Origin of the sequence: Actinoplanes sp. NPDC051851, assembly GCF_040681165.1 — a bacterium.
GTDB lineage: Bacteria > Actinomycetota > Actinomycetes > Mycobacteriales > Micromonosporaceae > Actinoplanes.
Map to the genome: position 1 here is coordinate 45,345 of NZ_JBFAYF010000009.1, position 24,456 is coordinate 69,800.

The 24,456-nt window shown below is 70.6% G+C and carries 20 protein-coding genes and 1 pseudogene; 17 read left to right on the plus strand and 4 right to left on the minus strand.

The genetic code is table 11. The features are described 5' to 3' along the window. The first annotated feature begins 38 nt into the window (after window positions 1–38). From AB0M08_RS11600 to AB0M08_RS11620, 5 genes are read left to right on the plus strand one after another with little or no spacing between them, the layout of a single operon-like run. Window positions 39–2,066, plus strand: coding sequence for a bifunctional aldolase/short-chain dehydrogenase (locus AB0M08_RS11600; protein WP_364491730.1), 2,028 nt, complete (start codon window positions 39–41; stop codon window positions 2,064–2,066). Beyond that, the gene (locus AB0M08_RS11605; protein ID WP_364491732.1) at window positions 2,063–3,463 is read left to right on the plus strand and encodes a rhamnulokinase family protein; all 1,401 of its coding nucleotides are present in this window, start codon (window positions 2,063–2,065) and stop codon (window positions 3,461–3,463) included. The genes AB0M08_RS11600 and AB0M08_RS11605 overlap by 4 nt, the downstream gene beginning before the upstream one ends. Before the next feature lie 4 nt (window positions 3,464–3,467). Then, entirely contained in the window at window positions 3,468–4,202 is a 735-nt protein-coding gene (locus AB0M08_RS11610; RefSeq protein ID WP_364491734.1) for a (Fe-S)-binding protein, read from the plus strand. Continuing rightward, window positions 4,199–5,626 carry a LutB/LldF family L-lactate oxidation iron-sulfur protein gene (locus AB0M08_RS11615; RefSeq protein WP_364491736.1) on the plus strand — a complete coding sequence of 476 codons (1,428 nt, stop codon included), beginning with the start codon at window positions 4,199–4,201 and terminating at the stop codon, window positions 5,624–5,626. The genes AB0M08_RS11610 and AB0M08_RS11615 overlap by 4 nt, the downstream gene beginning before the upstream one ends. Beyond that, a complete protein-coding gene (locus tag AB0M08_RS11620) occupies window positions 5,623–6,207 on the plus strand; it encodes an LUD domain-containing protein (RefSeq protein ID WP_364491738.1) in 585 nt (194 codons plus the stop codon). Before AB0M08_RS11615 ends, AB0M08_RS11620 begins: the two co-directional genes overlap by 4 nt. 149 nt (window positions 6,208–6,356) lie before the next feature. On the opposite strand, the gene AB0M08_RS11625 is transcribed toward AB0M08_RS11620, so the two are convergent. Together AB0M08_RS11625 and AB0M08_RS11630 are read right to left on the minus strand one after the other, a co-directional pair. Further along, window positions 6,357–6,584 (minus strand): DUF2283 domain-containing protein, encoded by a 228-nt coding sequence (locus AB0M08_RS11625; RefSeq protein ID WP_364491740.1) that lies wholly within the window; start codon window positions 6,582–6,584, stop codon window positions 6,357–6,359. Between the two features lie 21 nt (window positions 6,585–6,605). Then, window positions 6,606–10,124 carry an RHS repeat-associated core domain-containing protein gene (locus AB0M08_RS11630; RefSeq protein WP_364491742.1) on the minus strand — a complete coding sequence of 1,173 codons (3,519 nt, stop codon included), beginning with the start codon at window positions 10,122–10,124 and terminating at the stop codon, window positions 6,606–6,608. Here AB0M08_RS11630 and AB0M08_RS11635 point away from each other — a divergent pair. Then, window positions 10,108–10,302 (plus strand): annotated as a pseudogene (locus AB0M08_RS11635) (LUD domain-containing protein); the annotation flags it as partial. The gene AB0M08_RS11630 and the pseudogene AB0M08_RS11635 overlap by 17 nt on opposite strands. A gap of 109 nt (window positions 10,303–10,411) precedes the next feature. Further along, entirely contained in the window at window positions 10,412–11,074 is a 663-nt protein-coding gene (locus AB0M08_RS11640) for a hypothetical protein (protein WP_364491744.1), read from the plus strand. 203 nt (window positions 11,075–11,277) lie between these two features. Here the strand turns inward: AB0M08_RS11640 and AB0M08_RS11645 are convergent, their stop codons facing one another. Both AB0M08_RS11645 and AB0M08_RS11650 read right to left on the minus strand, forming a co-directional pair. Then, window positions 11,278–11,862 carry a GNAT family N-acetyltransferase gene (locus tag AB0M08_RS11645; RefSeq protein WP_364491746.1) on the minus strand — a complete coding sequence of 195 codons (585 nt, stop codon included), beginning with the start codon at window positions 11,860–11,862 and terminating at the stop codon, window positions 11,278–11,280. Window positions 11,863–12,175: 313 nt separating this feature from the next. Continuing rightward, the gene (locus AB0M08_RS11650) at window positions 12,176–12,913 is read right to left on the minus strand and encodes a GntR family transcriptional regulator (protein ID WP_364491748.1); all 738 of its coding nucleotides are present in this window, start codon (window positions 12,911–12,913) and stop codon (window positions 12,176–12,178) included. Between the two features lie 227 nt (window positions 12,914–13,140). Here AB0M08_RS11650 and iolC point away from each other — a divergent pair, with 227 nt between their 5' ends. The 10 genes from iolC (at window position 13,141) to AB0M08_RS11700 (ending at window position 24,456) form a co-directional block, all read left to right on the plus strand. Further along, window positions 13,141–14,064 carry a 5-dehydro-2-deoxygluconokinase gene (gene iolC, locus AB0M08_RS11655; protein ID WP_364492120.1) on the plus strand — a complete coding sequence of 308 codons (924 nt, stop codon included), beginning with the start codon at window positions 13,141–13,143 and terminating at the stop codon, window positions 14,062–14,064. Further along, the gene (locus AB0M08_RS11660) at window positions 14,057–14,938 is read left to right on the plus strand and encodes an aldolase (protein ID WP_364491750.1); all 882 of its coding nucleotides are present in this window, start codon (window positions 14,057–14,059) and stop codon (window positions 14,936–14,938) included. The genes iolC and AB0M08_RS11660 overlap by 8 nt, the downstream gene beginning before the upstream one ends. After that, entirely contained in the window at window positions 14,935–15,747 is an 813-nt protein-coding gene (gene iolB / locus AB0M08_RS11665) for a 5-deoxy-glucuronate isomerase (RefSeq protein ID WP_364491753.1), read from the plus strand. The genes AB0M08_RS11660 and iolB overlap by 4 nt, the downstream gene beginning before the upstream one ends. After that, window positions 15,744–17,594, plus strand: a complete 1,851-nt coding sequence (gene iolD / locus AB0M08_RS11670; RefSeq protein WP_364491755.1) for a 3D-(3,5/4)-trihydroxycyclohexane-1,2-dione acylhydrolase (decyclizing) — start codon at window positions 15,744–15,746, stop codon at window positions 17,592–17,594. Before iolB ends, iolD begins: the two co-directional genes overlap by 4 nt. An 11-nt stretch (window positions 17,595–17,605) precedes the next feature. After that, on the plus strand, window positions 17,606–18,472 hold the full coding sequence (locus AB0M08_RS11675) for a TIM barrel protein (RefSeq protein WP_364491757.1): 867 nt from the start codon (window positions 17,606–17,608) through the stop codon (window positions 18,470–18,472). After that, window positions 18,469–19,458, plus strand: a complete 990-nt coding sequence (locus tag AB0M08_RS11680) for a Gfo/Idh/MocA family oxidoreductase (RefSeq protein ID WP_364491758.1) — start codon at window positions 18,469–18,471, stop codon at window positions 19,456–19,458. The genes AB0M08_RS11675 and AB0M08_RS11680 overlap by 4 nt, the downstream gene beginning before the upstream one ends. 37 nt (window positions 19,459–19,495) lie before the next feature. Further along, window positions 19,496–20,290, plus strand: a complete 795-nt coding sequence (locus AB0M08_RS11685; protein WP_364491760.1) for a PmoA family protein — start codon at window positions 19,496–19,498, stop codon at window positions 20,288–20,290. Then, the gene (locus AB0M08_RS11690) at window positions 20,290–21,984 is read left to right on the plus strand and encodes a hypothetical protein (protein ID WP_364491762.1); all 1,695 of its coding nucleotides are present in this window, start codon (window positions 20,290–20,292) and stop codon (window positions 21,982–21,984) included. Before AB0M08_RS11685 ends, AB0M08_RS11690 begins: the two co-directional genes overlap by 1 nt. A 176-nt stretch (window positions 21,985–22,160) precedes the next feature. Continuing rightward, entirely contained in the window at window positions 22,161–23,447 is a 1,287-nt protein-coding gene (locus AB0M08_RS11695) for an extracellular solute-binding protein (protein WP_364491764.1), read from the plus strand. 61 nt (window positions 23,448–23,508) lie between these two features. Further along, window positions 23,509–24,456: a sugar ABC transporter permease gene (locus tag AB0M08_RS11700; protein ID WP_364491766.1), complete on the plus strand. Its 948-nt coding sequence runs from the start codon at window positions 23,509–23,511 to the stop codon at window positions 24,454–24,456.

Here is a 24,456-nt window from a genome sequence, read left to right on the forward strand (position 1 = left end):
CCGAAAAAAGCCTGAAAATGACGATGGAGAAGACGACCGTGAATCAGACCGTGCGCGATCTGCTCGCCCGCTCCAACCGGCTGGGCGCCGACCCGGCCACCACCAACTACGCGGGCGGCAACACCTCCGCCAAGGGCACCGAGAACGACCCGGTCACCGGCGAGTCCGTCGAGCTGCTCTGGGTGAAGGGCTCCGGCGGCGACCTCGGCACCCTGACCGAGAAGGGCCTGGGCGTGCTGCGCCTGGACCGCCTCCGCGCGCTGCCGACCGTCTACCCGGGCGTCGAGCGCGAGGACGAGATGGTGGCCGCGTTCGACTACTGCCTGCACGGCCGGGGCGGCGCGACGCCGTCGATCGACACCGCGATGCACGGCCTGGTCGACGTCCCGCACGTGGACCACCTGCACCCGGACGCGGGCATCGCGATCGCGACCGCCGCCGACGGCCCCGCGCTGACCAAGGAGATCTTCGGCGACCGCGTCCTCTGGGTCGACTGGCGACGTCCCGGCTTCCAGCTGGGCCTGGACATCGCGGCCGCGCAGAAGGCGAACCCGCAGGCGATCGGCGTGATCCTGGGCGGTCACGGCATCACCGCCTGGGGCGCCACCAGCGACGCGTGCGAGGCCAACTCCCAGGAGATCATCCGCACGGCCGCGGCCTATCTGGCCTCGCACGGCCGCAGCGCGCCTTTCGGCGCCGAGATCGTTCCGGCTCTTCCCCCTGCGGTACGCCGTGAGCGCGCCGCCGACCTCTTCCCGGTGATCCGCGGGCTCGCCTCCACGGACCGTGCCCAGGTCGGCCACTTCACCGACAGCGACGTGGTGCTCGACTTCGCCGGCAGCGAGCGGCTCGCCGAGCTGGCCGCGCTCGGCACCTCCTGCCCCGACCACTTCCTGCGCACCAAGGTCAAGCCGCTGGTGCTGGACACCGCGCCGGACGCCCCGCTGGACGAGACGATCGCCCGGCTCAAGGAGCTGCACGAGGCGTACCGGGCGGACTACCGCGCCTACTACGAGCGGCACGCCACCGACGAGTCCCCGGCGATCCGCGGCGCGGACCCGGCGATCGTGCTGGTCCCCGGCGTCGGCATGTTCTCGTTCGGCGCCAACAAGCAGACCGCCCGGGTCGCCGGCGAGTTCTACGTCAACGCGATCAACGTGATGCGCGGCGCCGAGTCGGTCTCCCGGTACGCCCCGATCGACGAGTCGGAGAAGTTCCGCATCGAGTACTGGTCCCTCGAGGAGGCCAAGCTCCAGCGGATGCCGAAGCCGAAGCCGCTCGCCACCCGGATCGCGCTGGTCACCGGCGCCGGCTCGGGCATCGGCCGGGCGATCGCGCTGCGCCTGGCCGCCGAGGGCGCCGTGGTCGTGGTCAGCGACCGGGACACCGAGGCCGCCGGCCGGGTCGCCGCCGAGATCGGCGGACCGGACGCCGCGGTCGCCGTCTCGCTCGACGTCACCGACGAGGACGCGGTCGCCGCCGCGGTCCGCGAGGGCGTGCTCGCCTTCGGCGGGGTGGACCTGGTCGTCAACAACGCCGGCCTGTCGCTCTCCAAGTCGCTGCTGGACACCACCGCCCGCGACTGGGACCTGCAGCACGACGTGATGGCCAAGGGCTCCTTCCTGGTCTCCCGGGAGGCCGCGCGGGTGCTGCTCGCCCAGGGCATGGGCGGCGACATCATCTACATCTCCAGCAAGAACAGCATCTTCGCCGGGCCGAACAACGTCGCGTACGGCGCGGCCAAGGCCGACCAGGCGCACCAGGTCCGGCTGCTCGCTGCCGAGCTCGGCCCGCACGGCGTCCGGGTCAACGGGATCAACCCGGACGGCGTGGTCCGCGGCTCCGGCATCTTCGCCGGTGGCTGGGGCGCCGACCGGGCCGCCGTCTACGGCGTGCCGGAGGAGAAGCTCGGCGAGTTCTACGCCCAGCGCACCCTGCTCAAGCGCGAGGTGCTCCCCGAGCACATCGCGAACGCGGTCTTCGCCATCACCGGCGGCGACCTGACCCACACCACCGGCCTGCACGTCCCCGTGGACGCCGGCGTCGCCGGGGCGTTCCTGCGGTGACGAGCTCGACGACGGTCGCCGCGGTCGACCTCGGCGCGTCCTCCGGGCGCGTCATGGTCGGCCGCGTCGCGGCCGGCACGCTGGAGCTCACCGAGGCCCACCGGTTCCGCAACGAGCCGGTCCGGGCCGGGGGCACCCTGCACTGGGACATCCTCAGCCTCTACCGGGGCGTGCTGCGCGGCCTCGAGGCGGCCGGGCCGGTGGCGAGCATCGGCATCGACACCTGGGCCGTCGACTACGGGTTCCTGGACACGACCGGGGCGCTGCTCGGCAACCCGGTGCACTACCGGGACACCCGCACCGACGGGATCGCGGACCGCTTCGACGACAAGCGCCTCTACGAGATCGCCGGGCTGCAGAAGCTGCCGTTCAACACGATCTACCAGCTGGTCGCGGCGGCGGGCACCCCGCAGTACGCCGCGGCGGCCTCGATGCTGCTCGTCCCGGACCTGCTGGCGTACTGGCTGACCGGCGAGACCGGCGCCGAGTACACGAACGCCTCCACCACCGGGCTGCTCGACGTGCGTACCCAGGAATGGTCCTGGCCTTTGATCGAAAGCCTCGGACTGCGCCGGGAGATCTTCCCGGACCTGCGCCGCCCGGGTGACGTGATCGGCGAGTACCAGGGCGTGCCGGTGGTCGCGGTCGGCTCGCACGACACGGCGAGCGCGGTGGTCGCGGTGCCCGCCGCCGGGACCGATTTCGCCTACATCTCCTGCGGCACCTGGTCGCTGGTCGGCGTCGAGCTGGACGAGCCGGTGCTGACCGAGGAGAGCCGCGCGGCGAACTTCACCAACGAGGGCGGCGTCGACGGCACCATCCGCTACCTGCGCAACGTGATGGGCCTCTGGCTGCTCCAGGAGAGCCTGCGCACCTGGGGCGACCCGGACCTGCCCACGCTGCTGCGCGAGGCCGCCGCGGTGCCCGCGTTCACCGCCGTGGTGGACGCCGACGACCCCGGCTTCCTGGCGCCCGGCGACATGCCGGCCCGGATCGCCGAGGCGTGCCGCCGCACCGGTCAGCCGGTACCGGCGAGCCGTGCGGAGACCGTACGCTGCATCCTGGACAGTCTCGCGCTGGCCCACCGCCGCGCGGTCCGGCAGGTCCGGGAGCTCTCCGGGAAGAACGTCGGCGCGGTGCACGTGGTCGGCGGCGGGGCGCGCAACGAACTGCTCTGCCAACTGACCGCGGACGCCTGCGGGCTGCCGGTGCTGGCCGGCCCGGTGGAGGCCACCGCGCTCGGCAACGTGCTGGTCCAGGCCCGCGCGCAGGGTGCCGTCCGGGGCGGCCTCGCCGACATGCGGGCCCTGGTCCGGGATACTCACGAGATCGTCCGGTACGCACCGCGCGGCGACGAGTCCGCGTGGCGCGCCGCCGCATCACGCCTGGGAGGCTGAGACCGTGCGGATCGCCCTCTTCGCCACCTGCCTCGCCGACACCGTCTTCCCGGCGGCGGCGAAGGCGACCGTGCTCCTGCTGGAACGGCTCGGTCACGAGGTGGTCTTCCCGTTCGAACAGACCTGCTGCGGGCAGATGCACGTCAACACCGGCTATCAGAAGGAGGCGTTGCCGCTGGTCAAGCGATACGTCAACACCTTCTCCGGGTACGACGTGATCGTGGCACCCTCCGGCTCGTGCGTGGGGTCGATCCGCCACCAGCACGCCATGGTCGCCGCGGCCTGCGGTGAGCACGGGCTCGCCGCCGACGCGCACGAGACCGGCGCCCGGACCTACGAGCTCTCCGAGCTGCTGGTCGACGTGCTGGGCGTGGAGGACGTCGGGGCGTACTACCCGCACCGGGTCACCTACCACCCGACCTGTCACAGCCTGCGGATGACCCGGGTCGGCGACAAGCCGCTCCGGCTGCTGCGTCACGTCCGGGGCCTCGATCTGGTCGAGCTCCCCGGCGCCGAGCAGTGCTGCGGTTTCGGCGGTACGTTCGCGGTGAAGAACGCCGCCACCTCGGCCGCGATGCTCGCCGACAAGATGACCAACATCGCGTCGACCGGCGCCTCGGTCTGCGCGGCGGGCGACACGTCCTGCCTGATGCACATCGGCGGCGGCCTCTCCCGGCTCTCCTCGGAGGTCGGCACCGTCCACCTCGCCGAGATCCTCGCCAGTACGGAGTCCTCATGACGACCTTCCTCGGCATGCCGGCCACCGCGCCGCGCGGCGTCGGCAACCTGCGCGGCGACGAGCCGTTCCCGAAGGCGGCGCTGCACGAGCTCGGCAACGCCCAGCTGCGGCGCAACCTCGGGCACGCGACGAAGACGATCCGCGGCAAGTCCGGCGCGGTGATCGGCGAGCTGCCCGACTGGCAGGAGCTGCGCGACGCCGGGTCGGCGCTGAAGGCCCAGGTGATGGCGAACCTTCCGGCACTTCTGGAAGAGCTGGAGGAGAAGGTCACCGCGGCCGGCGGCGTCGTGCACTGGGCCGCCGACGCCAACGAGGCGAACGCGATCGTCATCGACCTGGTCCGCCGGACCGGCTCGGAGCGGGTCGTCAAGGTCAAGTCGATGGCGACCCAGGAGATCGGGCTCAACGAGGCCCTGGAGGACGCCGGGATCACCCCGGTCGAGACCGACCTGGCCGAGCTGATCGTGCAACTCGGCCACGACAAGCCGAGCCACATCCTGGTCCCGGCGATCCACCGGAACCGCACCGAGATCCGCGAGATCTTCCTGCGCGAGATGCCCGGTGTCGACCCGGCCCTGACCGACGATCCGCCCGCGCTCGCCGCCGCGGCCCGGTCCTACCTGCGCGAGACGTTCCTCTCCACCAAGGTGGCGATCAGCGGGGCGAACTTCGCGATCGCGGAGACCGGCACCCTCGCGGTCGTCGAGTCGGAGGGGAACGGCCGGATGTGCCTGACCCTGCCCGACACGCTGATCACCGTGATGGGCATCGAGAAGCTCGTGCCGACCTGGCAGGACCTGGAGGTCTTCCTGCAGCTGCTGCCGCGGGCGTCGACCGGGGAGCGGATGAACCCCTACACGACCATGTGGACCGGGGTGACGCCCGGCGACGGCCCGCAGGACTTCCACCTGGTCCTGATCGACAACGGCCGGACCGCGGTGCTCGCCGACGAGGTGGGCCGCCAGGCGCTGCACTGCATCCGCTGCTCGGCGTGCCTGAACGTCTGCCCGGTCTACGAGCGCACCGGCGGCCACGCGTACGGCTCGGTCTACCCCGGCCCGATCGGCGCGGTGCTGTCGCCGCAGCTCACCGGCGTCGAGGACAACGCGTCACTGCCGTTCGCCTCGTCGCTCTGCGGCGCCTGCTTCGACGCCTGCCCCGTCAAGATCGACATCCCGGCGATCCTGGTGCACCTGCGCAACCGGGTCCGGCACCACCCCGCGGAGAAGGCGGCGATGAAGGCCGCGGCCTTCACGATGGCCCGGCCGAAGCTCTACGCGCGGGCGCAGCGGGCCGCCAAACTCGCCCGGATCGCCGGGCGCCGCGGCCGGGGCGTGCCGCCGCCGCTCAACGGGTGGACCGCCACCCGGGACCTTCCGGAGATGCCGGAGCAGACCTTCCGGGATTGGTGGGCATCACGATGAGCAGCCGCGACCTGATCCTCGACCGGATCCGCGCCGCGCTCCGGGACGCACCCGTCGCGGCCGAGGTGCCCCGGGAGTACCGCCGCTCGTTCCCGCCCGCCGACCTGGAACGCCTGGTCGACCGCTTGACGGACTACAAGGCCACGGTCCACCGGGTCGACGAGTCACAGATCGCGGTGACGGTCGCCGGGATCGTGAGCGGGACGGTCGTCGTACCCGGAGAACTGCCGCAAGCGTGGCGCCCGGCCGGCGCCCTGGCCGACGACGGCCTGACACAGGAGCAGATCGCCGCGGCAGACGGTGTGCTGACCGCCGCGGCCGTGGCCGTGGCGGAGACCGGCACGATCGTCCTGAACGCCGCCCCGGACCAGGGCCGCCGCATGCTCACCCTGCTGCCGGACATCCACGTCTGCGTGGTCCGCGCGACCCAGGTGGTCGCCTCGGTCCCGGAGGCACTCGCCCGCCTCGACCCGACCCGCCCGCTGACCTGGATCAGCGGCCCGTCCGCCACCAGCGACATCGAGCTGAACCGCGTCGAGGGCGTCCACGGCCCCCGCAACCTGCACGTGATCCTGATCTGACCCCTCGATCTCCGGACGCCAACCCGGATACGACCTGGCGGGCCTGGGCGGCAACGGCGTCACCCGGGCCCGCCCGGCCATCGCGCTGAATCCCGGCTTGATGGGCGGCGCCGTAGTGGCACCGCCCATCGCTCCGTCGTCGTGCGGGATCAGATTCGCGGCAGGCCGATCAGTGTCTCGGCCGTCAACGCGGCGGAGGCTCCGATCACCTCCACCCCGATGATCCGGTGGGACGCGTCCAGGTCCAGGTAGACCTCGTACTCCGCGCCGTCCGGAACACTGACCTCGAACTGCCTTTTCCGGATCTCGGAGGAGCCGGGCGCCAGGTTGAGGTACGCGGCGTCCGCTTCCTCGTCATAGGTAACCGTAGGTTGCATTACTCGTCCGTTTCTCGCAGATCAGTTCCAGCCGACCGAGACGATCTTCCGCGTGTGCTTGTTCACCACGACCCAGATCTTCTTGGTCTTGTACTTGATCGTGTTGTGGGATTTGCCCTTGGTGGCCTTGCCGTTCTTGATGGTGTTTCTGATCGAGTCCTCGGAGATGCCCCGAGAGCCCGCCTGGTCCTTAGCGTGCTGGGACATGTCCGCGTCCTCGGCGAGCATGCGGTTGTACTTCTCGAGGAGCTTGCGCTTCGCGTACTTGACGCCGTACCAGACGACATAACCGACGATCGCCGTCAAGGCGATCGCACCGATGACGACGACCACCTCCCAGAGAGTGAGGCCCAGGCCCAGCGACGCGACGAGAGCCGCCTCGGCCATCCGCCCGTCGAGGTCGTAGCAGCTGACGGGATCAGCGTCGCAGTAGTCGTAGGCGTTCGCCGAGCCGCCGTCGACGGGGTCGACCGTGAGGAAGGTCCCCGTCGCGGGGTTGTAGAGACGCACGCCCATCAGGACGACGGATGCCAGCGCGTCGCCGGATCGCTGCTTGCCACCCAGCCAGCCGTAACGGGTGGCCGTGGTAGTGCTGCGGGCGATTCCGTACTCGGTCGACTCGAAGTAGGCGTCGGTGCTTGCGCCGGTCGTGTCCGTGGCGGTGGGAACCTGGTTCGGCACCGTCGCCACGACATCACCGTGCAGGTTGTTGATCTGCAGGAGGGAACTGCCGTCAGAGTTCTGAACGGCCGCGAGGCTGCCGTCGATCCCGGTGACGTACCGCTCCCAGGTGTAGGTCGCGCCGCCGTCGGTGGAGGAGGAGGAGGTCCATGACGGAGAGTCGGATGCTCCGGCGTAGTGGTTGAGGATTCGTTTCTTCTCGGTCCCGGACGTGCTGTCCGTGACCTTGCGGTAACGATTGGCAGGGTCGGTGGTGTACGCCTTCGCGTCGTTGCCCTGGGACATGCCGGCCGGCAGATCGTTGTCGTAGTAGTTGACCGCCAACGCGTCACTGCCGGACGTGACCGAGGCCGCGGGGACTGTCGTGGTCCGCCCGAGCTGGTCGTACGCGTAACCGGAGTTGGTGATCCGGTTCGCGGTGTCGAAGGTGTTCGTGACGATGCCACTGGAGGTGGTGGTTTGGCACGTGCCCTCACTCGCGGCCGCGTAGGTGGTGAGCGAGGTGCGTTGAGACTGCTTGTCGAAGGCGTACGCCCGTGTGGTGCAGACGCCGGCGGCGGTGTCCTCGACGGACGTCAGCCGGCCGCCGTTGTCATACGTGTACTCCTGAGAGGAGAGCGGCGACTGGCTGTGCACGGTCCGGCCCACGGCGTCCAGCGTGTCGGCGAACTCGAGTGTTCCCGCGGTGCCCCCCGTGTAGGTGGGGAGGGTGTACTTGAGGTTCCGCAGGCCTCCGGTGTTGTCGTAGTCGTACTCGGTGGTCATGCCGTTGGGATAGGTCTGGGCGGACAGCCGTCCCCGGGCGTTGTAGACCGCGGTGAAGTCGGACTTGCCTGCGCCCATCCCCGCGCTGACGGCCGTGATCAGGCCGCGGTGTTCGGAAGCCGAGTCATAGGTGTAGGCGGTGGTCGCCTTCGCGTCGTTGACGGAGGTGAGGTTGCCGTCGATGTCGTAGGTGTAGGTCGTGGTCGCACCGTCGGCGTCGGTGTACGACAGCGCCCGACCGATGGCGTCGTAGGTGCTGGTGAGCGCCGCTGTGCCCTGCGTCGTGGTGAGGATCGCGCCGGTGCCGGTGTCGTACCCGACGCTGGTCGCGGAGACGGCTGTGGATGACGCGAGCCCGGACACCTTCACACTCGTGCCCGTTTCGCGACCCGCCGCGTCGTAGGTCGTGGTCGTGACCCGGGTCACGGAACCGGATGTCTCGGTGACAGTCGCCGGTCCGCCGTAGAGGCCATAGGTGTAGACCTCGGAGGGGACCGCGTATCCGCTCGAGGGAGCGCCGCCGGCGTCCGTGCGGCACACCTCTCCGGCCCAGTAGGCCTTGCCGCCACATGCTGGGTACGTGGAGTTCGCCGCGGCGGTGTAGTAGGTCGTGACCGTGGTGCTGGCATCGGTGGCCGCCACGCCGGGGAGGCGACTTTCGACAACGTTGCCGGAGGCGTCGTACCTGGTCTTGGTGGTGAGATCGTTCGCCGCCGACGCGCTCGTGCCCATCCAGGTGGTTTCCGTGGTCGGGCTGTAGAGGATCCAACCCGAGGTGTCCCCGGTGGAGGAGGATCCGTCGATGGGGTCGTAGCCGGTCACCGTGGTTCTGGTGTCGGCAGGAGGAACGGTGGTGCCGTCGAGTGCGACCGGCGTCACTACGGTCTTGGTGAGCAGGTGATATTCGTCGGAGTTCGGTGCCCCCGCGTCGTAGGTGTAGGCGGTCTTGACCCGTGCCGAGGCGGTGTCGCCGCTGCTCAGCTGGACGATACTCGCCGGGGCCAGTGTGGTGGTCACGTCGGTGCCGTCGTCGCTGTAAGTCTTGATGGTGGCCATGAGGTCGGCGCGCGCCGCGGATGATGCCTGCGAGGCGACGTAGGGGTCGGTATCGGCGGTCGGGTTCAGCGCCTCAGCGCGGTTGCCTGGGTCCAGAGTCCAGATCTCGTTGCCATCGCTGTCGTACCGGTTCGACGAGATTTGCCATGCCCCAGCACCGTAACCGGCGATGTTCACCACGCGCCCGTCGATGTCGGCGTACGCGATGGTGGCGTACGGCCAGTCACCGCTTCCCGGGGTGTAGGCACCTGCGGAGCTGACCGGGGGAACGTGCGACGCGGGGAAGACCGCCGCACCGGTGTAGGCGAGGTCCGAGCTCTGTCCCCATGTCGCCGCGGTCGTGCCCGATACGTCCGGCGCACCGGTCACGCCGGAGACGGCAACGTTGTAGGCGACGGTCTGAACTGCTGCGCCGTTGGCCGGGTCGGCCTGAGACACGCTGGCGATGCGGCCGCTGGTGTCGTAGGCCAGAGTCCAGGCGTTGATCCCGGCCGGCGTGATGGTGCTGACGCGTCCTGCGGCGTCATAGCTGTACCGAGCCCTCAACGGGGTGTTCAGGCGCGGGTCCCATGCGGCGCGCAGATGTCCGCCGGAGTCGTACTGGTACGCCGCGACCTGCTTGGTGACCACGGCAGAGGTGGCCGGGTCATAGCCGGTCCACGTGATGCCGGAGATCAGACCGGAGTAATCACCCCATCCTGACTCACCGGTGCCGGCTGCCGTGGTGGCAGTGGCGTAGTTCAGCTGCAATGCGGTACAACCGGCGACCTTGAATGACGACGTCGTGCAGGTGACGCCAGTGGGTGTCGGCGCCAGGATGGTGGTCACCCTGCCGTTAGCGTCACGGGCGTACGTGGTCTCGCCCTCGGTGCCAGCCTCGTCGACCCAGGCGACGGCCCAGATGCCGGTGCTTCCCTTGGTCCATGTGGTCACTGATCCGTCGGTGTCGGTCAGCTGCCAGCCGGTGTAGCTGGCGGAATCCGAGGAATCGGCCGGATTCTTGATCGAGGTCGACTTCGCCAGCGTGCTGCCGGACATCCACGTCTGCGTGGTCCGCGCGACCCAGGTGGTCGCCTCGGTCCCGGAGGCACTCGCCCGCCTCGACCCGACCCGCCCGCTGACCTGGATCAGCGGCCCTTCCGCCACCAGCGACATCGAGCTGAACCGGGTGGAGGGCGTCCACGGCCCCCGCAACCTGCACGTGATCCTGATCTGACTTCCGGACGCCAACCCGGATACGACCGGCCGGACCGGACGGCAACGACGCCGCCCGGTCCGGCCGGTTCTCCCGGCGCTCGCGACCGCCGGGCGCTAGCGTCAGCACCATGACCGCCGACACCGAGCCGTCGGCACCCGATGCCGGGCCGGGCTTCTCCCGCGCGCCGCTCACCGCCGCGGTCTGCCTGGTCGGCGCCCTGATCATCGCCGTCGTGCTGATCACCGCGCGGCACCTGGGCGACGTCACGTCCGCCCGTGTGCTCGCGGTCCTCGCCACCGGCACGGCCGCCCTCGCGCTGCTCACCGCCCTGCTCGCCCAGGTGCGCTCCGCGCTCCGCGTGCTCACCGCGGCCGCCCTGCTCGCCGCGGTCGCGGTCGTTCTCGCCACCGCCGGGGCGCTGATCGTGGTGTCGCGCCCCGACGGCCCGCGGCCGTCCTCCCCGGTACTCTCGATGCGGCTGACCGAGGTCCAGCCCGCCGGGCAGACGCTCATCGTCCGTTTCACGTTTCCCGGAGTCGCCGCGACGAGCCTGGTCGACGCCACGCTGACCGGAGTCGGCTACAGCTCCGGCGGCACCGGCGTCCTGGCCCGCTCCGTGGTGCCGCCGACCGACGGCGTCGCCGTGGTGACGCTGACCGCCAGCGGCCTCGACGACTACCAGAACGTGGTGGCGAAGGCGGTGACCACCACCCGCACCTGCCGCGCCACGATCGACCTCGACGACACGCTCGCCGACCGCCCCGACCTCACCTGCAGCAAGACCCGGTGATCAGCGCCCCGCCCGGCTGCCGTAGAGGTGTACCCGGTGATCGACGTCGTGGTCCGGCTCGCCGGCGGGAATCTCGGGCAGGAGGACGTCGCCGTCCGGCCGGACGTGCGGGAGCGCGATCGGGCTGCTCAGGCCCCGGCGCCGGTTCGCGTGTGGTGCTCCGCGGGCTCCGATACCTGTCGCGAGCCGGGCGCTGAGAGCGATCAGCCGGGTGGCAGCAGCTGCTTGGCGAGGACCAGGGTCGGGCGGGCCTTGGCGCGATCCGGCCGCAGGTCCACGCGGCGATAGCCCAGTGCCGTCCAGAACTGCTGGGCCTTCAGGTTGTTGGTGAGGACGCCCAGGTAGAGCGTGGATCGCCCGGCCATCCGGAATCGGTTCTCCAGCTGGGTGGCGATCATTCGGCCGTACCCCTTGCGGTGGTGGCGGCCGTCGATCAGCAGCAGGCCGATCCACGGGTGCCCGTCGACCGGGTGGTGGTGCAGGATCTCGGCGTAGCCGACGATCCGGCCGTCCTCGGCGCGGGCGACCAGGGCCTCCTCGTCCGGGCCGAGGTCGTCGAGCATCCCGGAGACCAGGGGGCGGGTGATGTCGTCGGGGTCGAGGTCCCCGCTGAACCGCCAGTATTCGGGGTTGCTGGCGTAGACCTCGTACAGATCGTCCTGCCGGCTCCGCGGGGTGAGTGAGAGGGGCGCGGGAGAGGGGGACGCCGGGATGCGGGCGCCGGGCGCGAGGTCGAGCCGGTGGCGGCCGGGGCGGCGGTAGGCGCGCACGGTGGCGACTATGCCCATGGCCGGTCCTGGTGGCGGTCACGCATAGGGCACATTAACCCCTGCCCGGCTCGCCCTGAAGTCACGGGGGTCACCCTTGACAGGGGTGCGGTCCCGGTTGTGGCTGGTGCTCAGGGGTGCCTCCAGCCCTTCGAGGCACCGCTCACGACCAGCCGCAACCGGACGAGCTGGCGCTGAAGGGTCCCTCAGGGTGGCTGAGACACCCCTGAGCACCAGCCAGGAGCCGGTGTCGCGTTGCGGCCGTGCCCGGGCAGGGCAGGTCGCGGCCCGCGGTAGGCGGGACGTCCGTGGTCACGGCGTACCGGAAAAGGGTTCAGCGGTTGAAGACCGTGACGTCGATGGCGTAGTGGTCTGCCCGGTAGAGGTTGTCGGAGAACTCGACGGCGGCGCCGGCGCTGTCGAAGGCGGTGCGCTGCATGCTGATCAGCGGGGTGTGGTGGCCGATGTCGAGGAGGCGGGCCTGGGTGGGGCTGGCGGCCTTCGCGGTGATGCGCTGCTTGGCGACCGCGGGCTTGCCGTTGCGCTGGGACATCAGGCGGTAGAGGCTCGTGGTGGCGAGGGACTCGGCGGTGATGTCGGCGAAGCGGGGCGGCAGCCAGTTGCGCAGGACCGCGAGCGGGATGTCGTCGGCGTAGCGCAGCCGCTCGACGTGGACCAGGCGCTCGGTGGCCGGGAGGCCCAGCATCCGCGCGGCGTACCGGTCGACCGAGTCGGGCTCGAAGCGCAGCACCTCGGTGCGCGGATGGCGGCCGGCGGCGGCCAGGTCGTCGTGCAGGCTGGTCAGGGCGACCCGGCGGCGGACCTGGACGTCGGTGACCCGGGTGCCCACGCCGCGTTTGCGGGTGAGCAGGCCCTTGTCGACGAGTTCCTCGATGGCGCGCCGGATCGTCGGTCGGGAGATCTCCAGGGCGGCCGCGAGCTCGATCTCGGTGGGGAGGCGCTCGCCGGGGACCATCTCGCCGCGCTCGATGGACTCCTCCATGCGGCGGCTGAGCTGGAAGTAGATCGGGACCGGGCTGGTGCGATCGATCTCGAGGGGTGGCATGGGCATCGGGGACACCTGCCTTGTCGGGGGAGAACGGGGGTGTGGTCGCGGCCACAGGATTGACAATCGCGAGAGTTTGTCAGTGCGTTGAGAACAATGTCAAGACAAACTCTTGACCTTGGTGACCGGGCGTCGCAGGCTGCTCACACGCGCTGTGGCGACGCTGTCGAAATATCGGCAACACGTCGCCGTAACGTTTGGAGGGGTGGATGCAGGGCTTTGCGGTCGTCACGATGGGTCGTGTCGGCGTTGATCTTTACCCGTTGCAGACGGGTGTCGGCCTGGAGGACGTGACCTCCTTCGGCAAGTTCCTCGGGGGCAGCGCGACCAACGTCGCGGTCGCCGCCGCGAGGCACGGGCGCCGGTCGGCCGTCATCACCCGGGTGGGCGAGGATCCGTTCGGCAGGTACGTCCGTCGGGCACTGACCGACCTCGGCGTCTCCGACGAGTTCGTCTCGGCGGTCCCGGGGTTGCCGACGCCGGTCACGTTCTGCGAGATCTTCCCGCCGGACGACTTCCCGCTCTACTTCTACCGGCTGCCGGTCGCGCCGGACCTGATGATCGCCGCGGACGAGCTGGACCTGAACGCGATCCGGGACGCGGACATCTTCTGGTGCACGGTCACCGGCCTGTCCCGGGACCCGAGCCGGACCGCGCACCACGCCGCCTGGGAGGCCCGGGGGCGCCGGCCGCTGACCGTTCTCGATCTCGACTACCGGCCGATGTTCTGGGAGTCGCCGGAGGAGGCGACCGCAGCGGTCCGGGCGGCCCTGCCGCACGTCACCGTCGCGGTCGGCAACCTCGCCGAGTGCGAGATCGCGGTGGGGGAGACCGAGCCGGAGAAGGCCGCCGACGCGCTGCTGGACGCGGGGGTCGAGCTGGCGGTGGTCAAGATGGGCCCCGAGGGCGTGCTCTACAAGACCGCCGGGGAAGAGGGACGGATCAAGCCGACGCCGGTCGACGTCGTGAACGGCCTCGGCGCGGGCGACGGCTTCGGGGGCGCCCTCTGCCACGGCCTCCTCGAAGGCTGGCCCCTCGACCGGGTCATCCGCTTCGCCAACGCCGCCGGGGCGATCGTCGCCGGCCGCCTGGAGTGCTCGACCGCGATGCCGACCACGGCCGAGGTCGAGAAGGTCATGGAGGCCGGACGTGTCTGACCAGGAATTCGCGATCTTGAGAGACGTCCGGGCCACCCGCCCGGAGGCCGTCGCCGAGGCGGCCGCGAACAGGGCCAAGCGTCCCCTGCTCGCCGACAGCGGCAAGCTGATGCTGGTCGCCGCGGATCACCCGGCCCGGGGCGCGCTCGGCGTCCGCGGCGACGGCGACGCGATGGCGGACCGCTACGAGCTGCTGCGCCGGCTGCGGACCGCGCTGCGCCGCCCGGGTGTCGACGGGGTGCTCGGCACCGCCGACATCCTGGAGGACCTCCTGCTCATGGGCGAGCTGGAGGACAAGGTGGTGATCGGCTCGATGAACCGGGGCGGTCTGCAGGGCGCGGTCTTCGAGCTCGACGACCGGTTCACCGGGTACGACGCGGCGTCGATCGCGCGGATGCGGTTCGACGGCGGCAAGATGCTGCTCCGGATCGACGCGGAGGACCCGGCGAGCGTACGCACCATGGAGGCGAGTGCCCGCGCGGTCGACGAGCTGGCGTCGCACGGCCTGATCGCGATGGTCGAGCCGTTCCTCTCCTCCCGTGACGGCAAGCGGGTGGTCAACGACCTCAGCCCGGCGGCCGTGACGAAGTCGGTGGCGATCGCGGCCGGTCTCGGCGGGACCAGTGCGTACACCTGGCTGAAGCTGCCGGTCGTCGAGGAGATGGACGCGGTGATGGCCGCGACGACGATGCCGGCGCTGCTGCTCGGCGGCGACCCGTCCGGCGACCCGGCGGAGACCTACGCGACCTGGGCCCGCGCCCTCAAGACCCCCGGCGTCCGTGGCCTGGTGGTCGGCCGCGCCCTGCTCTACCCGCCCGACGGCGATGTCGCTTCCGCCGTCGACGCCGCCGTGGACTTGGTGACTAAGTCATGAAAAAAATCGACATAACGCCGGAAAGCGCAAGCTGGGGCTACAGCGGATTGAAAGTCGTCGAGTTGGATGCCGGGGGCGAGTATCGCTGCGACACCGGTGACGACGAGACGATCGTGGTTCCGCTGCAGGGGGCGGTGACGGTGACCGCCGACGGCGAAACCGCCGAGCTCGCGGGACGTGCCAATGTCTTCGCGGGCCCGACCGATGTCGCCTATGTCCCGATCGGTGCGGCCTTGCTGCTGCGCAGCGCGCGGGGTGGCCGTTTCGCCCTGGCCACCGCGCGGGCCACGCGCCGTCTTCCCTTCCGCCACGTTCAGCTTCCCGAGGTACGCGTGGAGCTCCGCGGCGCCGGATCCTGTTCCCGCCAGGTCAACAACTTCGGCACGCCGGACGTCCTCGACGCGGACCGGATCATTGCCTGCGAGGTGCTGACCCCGGGCGGCAACTGGTCCTCGTACCCGCCGCACAAGCACGACGAGGAGAGCGAGCACGAGTCCGTCCTCGAGGAGATCTACTACTTCGAGGTGGCCGGGGGTGGCCCCGCCTACCAGCGGGTCTCCGGCACCGACGAGCGCCCGATCGACATCCTCGAAGAGGTCCGCACGGGTGACGTGGTGTTGATCCCGCACGGCTGGCACGGCCCGTCGATGGCCGCCCCCGGTTACGACCTCTACTACCTCAACGTGATGGCCGGTCCCGGCGAGCGCGCCTGGCTGATCTGCGACCACCCCGAGCACGCCTGGGTCCGCGACACCTGGAAGGACCAGGAGATCGATTCACGACTGCCGTTCGGAGGAGACGCCCGATGAGGCTCACCGTAGGGCAGGCGACTGTCCGCTTCCTGGCCGCTCAGCGCACCGAGCGGGACGGGGTCGAGCACCGGCTGATCGAGGGCTGGTTCGGCATCTTCGGGCACGGCAACGTGGCCGGGCTGGGCCAGGCTCTCCTGGAGGCCGAGCTCACCGATCCGGGTGCGGCCCCGTACCGGCAGGCCCGTAACGAGCAGGGCATGGTGCACGCCGCCGCCGGCTTCGCCCGGATGCGCAACCGGATGTCCACGCTCGCCTGCACCACCTCGATCGGGCCGGGCGCCACCAACATGGTCACCGGCGCGGCCCTGGCCACGGTCAACCGGCTGCCGGTGCTGCTGCTCCCCGGCGACGTCTTCGGCACCCGGGCCGCCAATCCGGTGCTCCAGGAGCTGGAGGACCCGCGCGGCTACGACGTCAGCGTCAACGACACGTTCCGCCCGGTCTCCCGCTTCTTCGACCGGGTCTGGCGCCCCGAGCAGCTCCCGTCGGCGCTGCTCGGCGCGATGCGGGTGCTCACCGACCCGGCCGAGACCGGCGCGGTCACCCTGGCGATGCCGCAGGACGTGCAGGCCGAGGCGTACGACTGGCCCGAGGAGCTGTTCCGCCCCCGGGTCTGGCACGTGCCGCGCACCCTGCCCGAGCCCGGCGCCCTGGCCCGCGCCGCCGCGCTGATCCGTGGCGCCGAGCGCCCGCTGATCGTCGCCGGTGGCGGCGTCATCTACTCCGAGGCGACCGAGGCGCTGCGGCTCTTCGCCGAGGCGACCGGCATCCCGGTGGCCGAGACGCAGGCCGGCAAGGGCTCGCTCCCCTACGACCACCCGCTCAGCCTCGGCGCGGTCGGCGCGACCGGCACGCCCGGCGCCAACGCGTTCGCCCGCGAGGCCGACGTGGTGATCGGCATCGGCACCCGGTACAGCGACTTCACCACGGCGTCCCGCAGCGCGTTCGGCGCCGACGGCGTCCGCTTCGTCAACGTCAACATCGCGGCGTTCGACGCGGCGAAGCACGCCGGCGAGGCGGTCGTCGCGGATGCCCGGGCCGCGCTCGACGCCCTCACGACGGCCCTGGCCACCTATAAGACAAAAGCCGAGTACAGCGACAAAGCCGGACAAAAAGCCCGGGAGTGGGATGCGATCGTCGAGCGCGCCTACACCCTCGGCCACACCCCGCTGCCCGCCCAGACCGAGATCATCGGTGTGGTCAACGAGGTCTCCGACCCCCGCGACGTGGTGGTCTGCGCCGCCGGGTCGATGCCCGGTGACCTGCACAAACTCTGGCGCACCCGGGACCCGAAGGGCTACCACGTCGAGTACGGCTTCTCCTGCATGGGCTACGAGATCGCCGGTGGCCTCGGGGTGAGCCTGGCCGCCCCGGACCGCGACGTCTACGTGATGGTCGGCGACGGCTCGTTCCTGATGATGGCCCAGGAGCTGGTCACCGCGGTGGCGGAGGGCGTGAAGCTGATCGTCGTCCTGGTGCAGAACCACGGCTACGCCTCGATCGGCCGGCTCTCCGAGTCGGTCGGCGCCCAGCGGTACGGCACCAAGTACCGGTTCCGGGGCGGCGACGACGTGCTCCCGGTCGACCTGGCCGCCAACGCCGCCAGCCTCGGCGCCCACGTGCTGCGGGCCACCACGGTCGACGAGTTCCGCGCGGCCCTGACCGAGGCGAAGAAGACCGACGGGGTGACCGTCGTGCACGTCGACGCGGACCCGTACGTGGACTCGCCGTCGAGCGAGTCGTGGTGGGACGTCCCGGTCGCGCAGACCTCGACGCTCGACACGGTCCGTGAGGCGCACGCCCGCTACCTCGACGGCAAGCAAGCCCAGCGCGACTACCTCTAAGGGGAGAAGAGATGGAAGACCGTATCGGTGGTGCCCCGATCTCCTGGGGTGTCTGCGAGGCGCCGGGCTGGGGCATCGAGCTTCCGCCGGAGCGCGTCCTGGCCGAGATGAGCGGCCTGGGCCTGACCGCGACCGAGCTGGGCCCGACCGGCTACCTGGGCAAGGACCCGGCGGACGTGCGCGCGACGCTGGCCCGGCACGGGATGACGCTGATCGGCGGGTTCCTGCCGGTGCCGATGCACATCGCGACCGAGGCCGACCTGGCCGAGGCCGCCGCGGCGATGGACACCCTCGCCGCCGGCGGCTCCGAGGTGGTCGTGCTCGCGGCTCGGTCCAGCGATGGCAGCTACGACGAGAAGGTGCACCTGACCGAGGAGGAGTGGCAGAAGCTCTTCGCCACCCTCGGCACGCTGCAGGAGATGGCCGCCGCCCGCGGGCTCCGTTCCAGCCTGCACCCGCACGTCGGCACGGCGGTCGAGGACCGGGCGTCGGTGCTGCGCGTCCTGGACGGCAGCGACATCCCGATCTGCCTGGACACCGGTCACCTGCTGATCGGCGGCATGCAGCCCGCCGAGCTCCTGGAGCTGGCCGCGAGCCGGATCACCCACGTACACCTGAAGGACGTTGATCTCGCGGTTGCCGCCACCGTGCAGAACGGTGAGCGCAGCTACCTCGACGGCGTCCGGAACGGCCTCTACACCCCGCTCGGCGCCGGCGACGTCGACGTCACCGGGATCGTCGCGACCCTCGAGGCGGCCGGCTACCGGGGCTGGTACGTCCTCGAACAGGACTGTGCGCTTTCGGACACGCCGGAGGGCGAGGGCCCGGTCGGCGACGTCCGCCGCAGCCTCACCTACCTGAAGGAGACCCCCCGATGAAACGCGTCGGCATCATCGGCACCGGCATCATGGGTGCCGACCACGCCCGCCTGCTCACCGAGGCGGTCTCCGGCGCGGTGGTCGGCGGCGTCTTCGACCTGGACGCGGACCGGGCCGCCGGGGTCGCCGCGGCCAGCGGTGGCGCGCGGGTCTTCGAGGACCCGCACGAGCTGATCAACGACGCCGAGATCGACGCCGTGCTGATCGCCTCCTCGGACGCGACCCACGAGGAGTTCGCGCTCGCCTGCATCGAGGCGGGCAAGCCGGTGCTCTGCGAGAAGCCGCTCGCGCCGACCGTCGAGGGCTGCGCCCGGATCCTGGAGGCCGAGGACCGCTTCGGCGCCCGGCTGATCACCGTCGGGTTCATGCGCCGCTTCGACCCCGGCTACAACGACCTCAAGCGCCGGCTCGGCGAGGGTGCGATCGGCGTACCGCTGATGCTGCACAACGTGCACCGCAACCCGGCCAACGCGCCGGGCCAGCCGGACGCCGGCCTGATCACCAACTCGGCCGTGCACGAGCTGGACATCACCCGGTGGATCCTCGACGAGGAGATCGTCGAGGTCGCGGTGCACGCGCCGCGCAAGACCTCGCACGGCGGCGGCACCCAGGACCCGCAGCTGCTGATCCTGCGCACCGAGTCCGGCGCGATCTCCGACGTGGAGGTCTTCGTGAACGCCCGGTACGGCTACGAGGTCCGCTGTGAGCTCGTCGGCGAACTCGGCACCGTCACGCTCGACTCGCCCCGGCCGACCACGCTGCGCCGCGGCGGGGTGACCGGCCGTGAGCTGCCCGGCGACTGGCGGCCGCGATTCGCCGAGGCGTACCGGCTGGAATTGCAGGACTGGGTGGACGGCGCGGGCGGCGGGGCGAGCGCCTGGGACGGTTTCGCGGCGACATTCGTGGCGCGGGCCTGTGTGGCCGCATTGGCGAGCGGGGAACGGCACGAGGTCAGTCTTCCGCCGGTTCCGAAAATCTACCGATAATCGTTTCCGGGGCGCCGAGAGGAACGAGAGGCAGAACATGACCGAATTGCGCGTGGACGGTATCCCGGTCGCTACCTATACGACCGACCCGGACGTGGACATCCGGCTGGCCCCACGGCCCTATCTGCACCCGGTCCGCACACTGTCCGGGCAGGTGGTCACCGACGAGTTCCCCGAGGACCACCCCTGGCACCTGGGCGCGTCGGTGACCATGCAGGACGTCGACGGGATCAACGTCTGGGGCGGGCGCACCTACGTCCGCGACGAGGGCTACATCTGGCGCGACGATCACGGCCGGGTGGTCAGCGACGGGCTCCGGCCCGCCGACGGCGGCTTCGACGAGGACCTGCGCTGGACCGACGCCGCCGGCCGGTTGCTGCTGCGCGAGCATCGTTCGGTCCGGGCCCGTGCGGCGACCGCCGGTTGGGAGCTCTCCTTCACGTACGCGCTGAGCGCCCCCGGCGAGGCGGAGGTGCTCGTGGGGAGTCCGGCGACCAACGGGCGCACCGGCGGGGCCGGGTACGGCGGGTTCTTCTGGCGGGTGGCACCCGGTCGCGCCGAGGCATTCGTGCCCTCGGGTGAGGACCCGCACGGCGCCGTGACACCCTGGCTGGCGATGATCGTCGACGACGCGTACACCCTGGTCTTCCGCGGACTGGCGGGCAACGACCGCTGGTTCGCGCGGACCGGGGACTACAACGGTGTGTGCACCGCCCTGGCCTGGGAGGATCCTCTCGTGATCAAACCTTCCGAGCCGCTGACCCGGCACGTGCGGGTGCTGGTGGCCGACGGCCGCCTCTCCGCGGACGAGATAACGGCGGCGCTCGACTGATGAACAACGGAACCGACGCGGCGTTCCTGGCCGCGGTACACGCCGGGCTGGACCGCGAGGTCCGCGCCATCGTCGCCGAGGCGGGCGACGGTGGCGAGGCCTGGCGGCGCCTGCAGCACCGGCGCCTGGCCGAGCGGATCAAGGCACTGGTCACGGCGTGGCGCCGCGACCCGGCCACCGGTGACGACCTGCTCGGCCACGCGCTGACCCTCGCCGGTCTGCTGCGTGATCTGCAGGGCGCGAGCGGCCTCTTCCGCGGCGGCGACAACGTCGACTCGCCGCCGGACTCGGCGTTCAGCGTCAACGACCTCGCGGACGTGGCCTTCCTGCTCCGCGAGCATGACGGGCCCCTGCGGGCGGCACTCGGCGAGCTGCTGGCGGCGGTCACCCCCGCCCTGGTCAAGGGCGGGGTGCACACCCCGAACCACCGCTGGGAGCTCTCCGCGGCGCTGGCCCGGCTGCACCGGCTCGCCCCGGACCCGGCGCTGGCCGACCGGGTGGCGCAGTGGCTGGCCGAGGGCGTCGACATCGAGGACGGGCTCTACTCGGAGCGCAGCTCGAACTACGCCGCCGCGGTCTCCAACCCGTCGCTGCTGGTCATCGCGGACGTCTTCGAGCAACCCGACCTCCTCGACGCGGTCGAGCAGAACCTGACCGCGACCCTGGACCTGCTGCTGCCGGACGGCGCGGTGGAGACCGTGCTGTCCCGGCGCCAGGACCAGAAGGGTGCGGCGTACCTGGCCCCGTACCTGGTCCCGCTGCGCCGTCTCGCGCTGCTGCGCGGCCGTGGCGACCTGGCCTGGGCCGCGGGTCTGGCGCTGGCGCAGGGCGTCCACGAGCCCGGCCACGTCGCGGCCGAGCTGCTGCTCCATCCGGAGATCGGCGCCGAGCTGCCGTCCCCGGTCGCGCCCGCGCTGCCCCGCCACCGGCACTTCGCCGCCGCGGGCACGCTGCTGCGGCACCATCCGGCCGTGACCACGGTCGTCTTCGGCGGCTCCGACTACGCCCGGCACGGGCGGATCCGCTCGGGGCTGGCCAACTCGCCGACCTTCCTGCGGATGTTCGCCGGGAACGCGGTGCTGGACAGTGTCCGGCTCTCCCGCACGTTCTTCGGCCTGGGCCCGTTCCGTGCCGAGGGCCTGACCATGGAAGAGTCCGGGGTCGTGCTCCAGGAACGCGTCTCGGCCGCCTACTACCAACCACTGGCCCCGGGCGACCGGCGGGCCGACGCGCGATATCCGGTGGTCGACGACGGCCGGTTCAGCGCGGCGATGGACTTCGGCCGCCGCGGCCGGGACGAGGTCGCCCTGACCACCACGGTCCGGGTGGAGCCGCACGCGGACGGCGCCGAGCTGACCGTGGACGTCGCCGGCGCGACCGTGGACTGGTGCCTGGAGCTGGCGTTCCGGCCCGGCGGCACGATGACCGGCGCCCGCGCGCTCGGCGACGGGCGCTGGCAGCTGGACCCCGGGCATCACGACGTGGACGCGGTCCGCGCGGAGTACCGCGTGGGCGAGGATGTGCTCTCGGTGACGGTCACCGGACCGGTACCCGAATCGGAGAGCACGGCGGGATATCACCCCGGTGAGGACTACGAGTTCCTCGGGGGAACGGACGCGGCTTCCGGAGAGCGTCTCTATGTCTCGGGCAAGGCACCCGGCCGGTTGCGAATGCATATCGGTCGCGGCTTTTAAGAAACTAAACCGGCAACCCCCCGCGGCCGGGTTGACGGACGGTGATTACGAGTGTGGCCTGTCAATCGACGCATCCCGATTAATATGTTACCTGTGGATGTCGAGATCATTGACGGGGTAAGCGCTTTCCTCTAACGTCCGTCGCCACGAGTCGACATTTCATCGAGGAGATAGTCATGGCCATTTCCGCAGCGCTCCGTAAGGGGAGTATGCGAGTGCTCGCGGCCGGCGCCGCCAGCGTGCTCGCCCTCAGCGCCTGCTCTTCCGGCTCGGATGATTCCGGCGACGCCAAGAGCATCACCTTCTGGTACTCGACCTCCGCCCAGGACCAGGGTTACGCCGACCTGGCCAAGGAGTTCGAGGCCAAGGAGGGCATCAAGGTCGAGATCGTCAACATCCCCAGCGACGGCTACCAGGACAAGCTGCAGCAGGCGGCCCAGGCGAACGCGCTGCCGGACACCGCCAGCGTCCCGTCGCTCGACCCGCTCTGGGTGAACCAGGTGCAGGACCTGAGCAACATCGTCAGCGACACGACCACTCAGATCAACACGAACCTGATCACCAAGGACGGCGACAAGGTTCTGGCGATCCCCTCGGACGTGACCGCGGCGGGCCTGTTCATCAACAAGAGCCTGTTCGAGAAGGCCGGCGTCGAGTACCCGACCGACCCGGCGAAGACCTGGACCTGGGACGAGTTCCTGGCCGCCGCCGACAAGGTGAAGGCCGCCACCGGCGCCAAGTACGACCTGGTCTACGACCGCTCCCCGGCTCGCATCCGCTCCTGGATCTACACCCACGGCGGCAAGGGCTTCCAGCTCGGCGCCGACGGCAAGTACGCCACCCCGGACGCCGCCACCGTCGCGGCGCTGCAGAGCTTCAAGGACATCAACGACGACAAGGTGATGCCGAAGTCGGTCTGGACCTCCGGCGCGGACCCCAACGCGCTGTTCAAGAGCGGACAGGTCGTCGCGTACTACTCCGGCGTCTGGCAGGTCGCCGACTTCGCTGACGGCATCACCGACTTCGACTGGGCCAGCGTGCCGAGCCCGGCCCAGCCGACCCACGCGACCGACATCAACCTCGGTGGCAAGGTCGTCGCCTTCAACAACAGCGACACCAGCGCGTCCGCCAAGAAGTGGGTCGAGTTCATCTTCAACCGGGACAACTACACCAAGCTGGCCCAGGCGAGCGGCTACCTCCCGATCGAGCAGAACCTGACCCTGACGTACCCGTTCGAGAAGCAGACCGCCCTGGACGCCTTCGCGCTCTACAACAAGGAGATCGCGGCGGCCGACCCGATCTCGTCCAGCGGCCAGGCGACGCAGACCACGCTGCTGCTCGACGGCAAGAAGCTGGTCGAGGACTCGATCAAGGACGAGATGGCCAAGTTCATCAACAACGAGCAGGACGTCAACAAGACGGTGGAGAACATCCTCACCGGGCTCAACACGTCGATCGGCTAGGACCATGAGGGCAGGCCCGCCGGCACGGCGGGCCTGCCTCGCAGGGAAAGAAGGAAGCACCATGGTCGACAGCGTCCAGCGGACCGCCGAGCCGGCGATCGGGCCGGTGAACCACGACAAACCCCGGCGGCGATTCCGGCGCAAGCTGAACAGCTACACCGGGGCGCCCCTGTTGATGATCTCCATCAACCTGGTCCTGTTCGCGCTGTTCTTCGTCTGGCCGGCCGCGATCGGCCTGGGCTACTCGTTCACCAGCTACACGGGCATCGGCGACGCGCCCTTCGTGGGTACCGACAACTACACGAAGCTCTTCGCCGACCCGGCGTTCTGGGCGGCGCTGAAGCGGACGCTGATCTACACCGCCAGCGTCGTCCCGCTCAGCTTCGTGGCCGCGCTCGGCACGGCGTACCTGCTGGTCAGCCCGTACACCAAGGGTAAGTCGGTGGCCCGGGTGGTCTTCTTCCTGCCCTGGCTGATCTCGCCGATCATCGTCGGTGTCATCTGGCGGTGGCTCTTCGGCGAGAACTTCGGCCTGGTCAACTTCATCATCGAGAAGTTCGGCGGCTCGGCGGTGTCGTGGCAGTCGAACGGCGACCTGTCGCTGATCGTGGTGATCGTCGCGGCGACCTGGGCCGGCACCGCGTTCAACATGCTGCTCTTCATCGCCGCGCTGAAGAACGTGCCGGTCTCCTACTACGAGGCCGCCGACCTGGACGGCGCGAACGCCTGGCAGAAGTTCCGCCGGATCACCCTGCCGGCCATCGCACCCACCTCGTTCATCGTGATCCTGCTCAGCACGCTGCACACGATGAAGGAGTACAGCCTCATCGTCGCGGTCAACGCCGGTGGGCCGGGCACCGAGAACAACCTGATCGTCCAGTACATCTACAGCACCGGCTTCCGGAAGGCGCAGATCGGCTACGCCAGCGCGGCGTCCTTCATCCTGCTGCTGATCCTGATGGTCATCGCCCTCGTGCAGATGCTCGCCAACCGCCGGAAGGGGAACTGA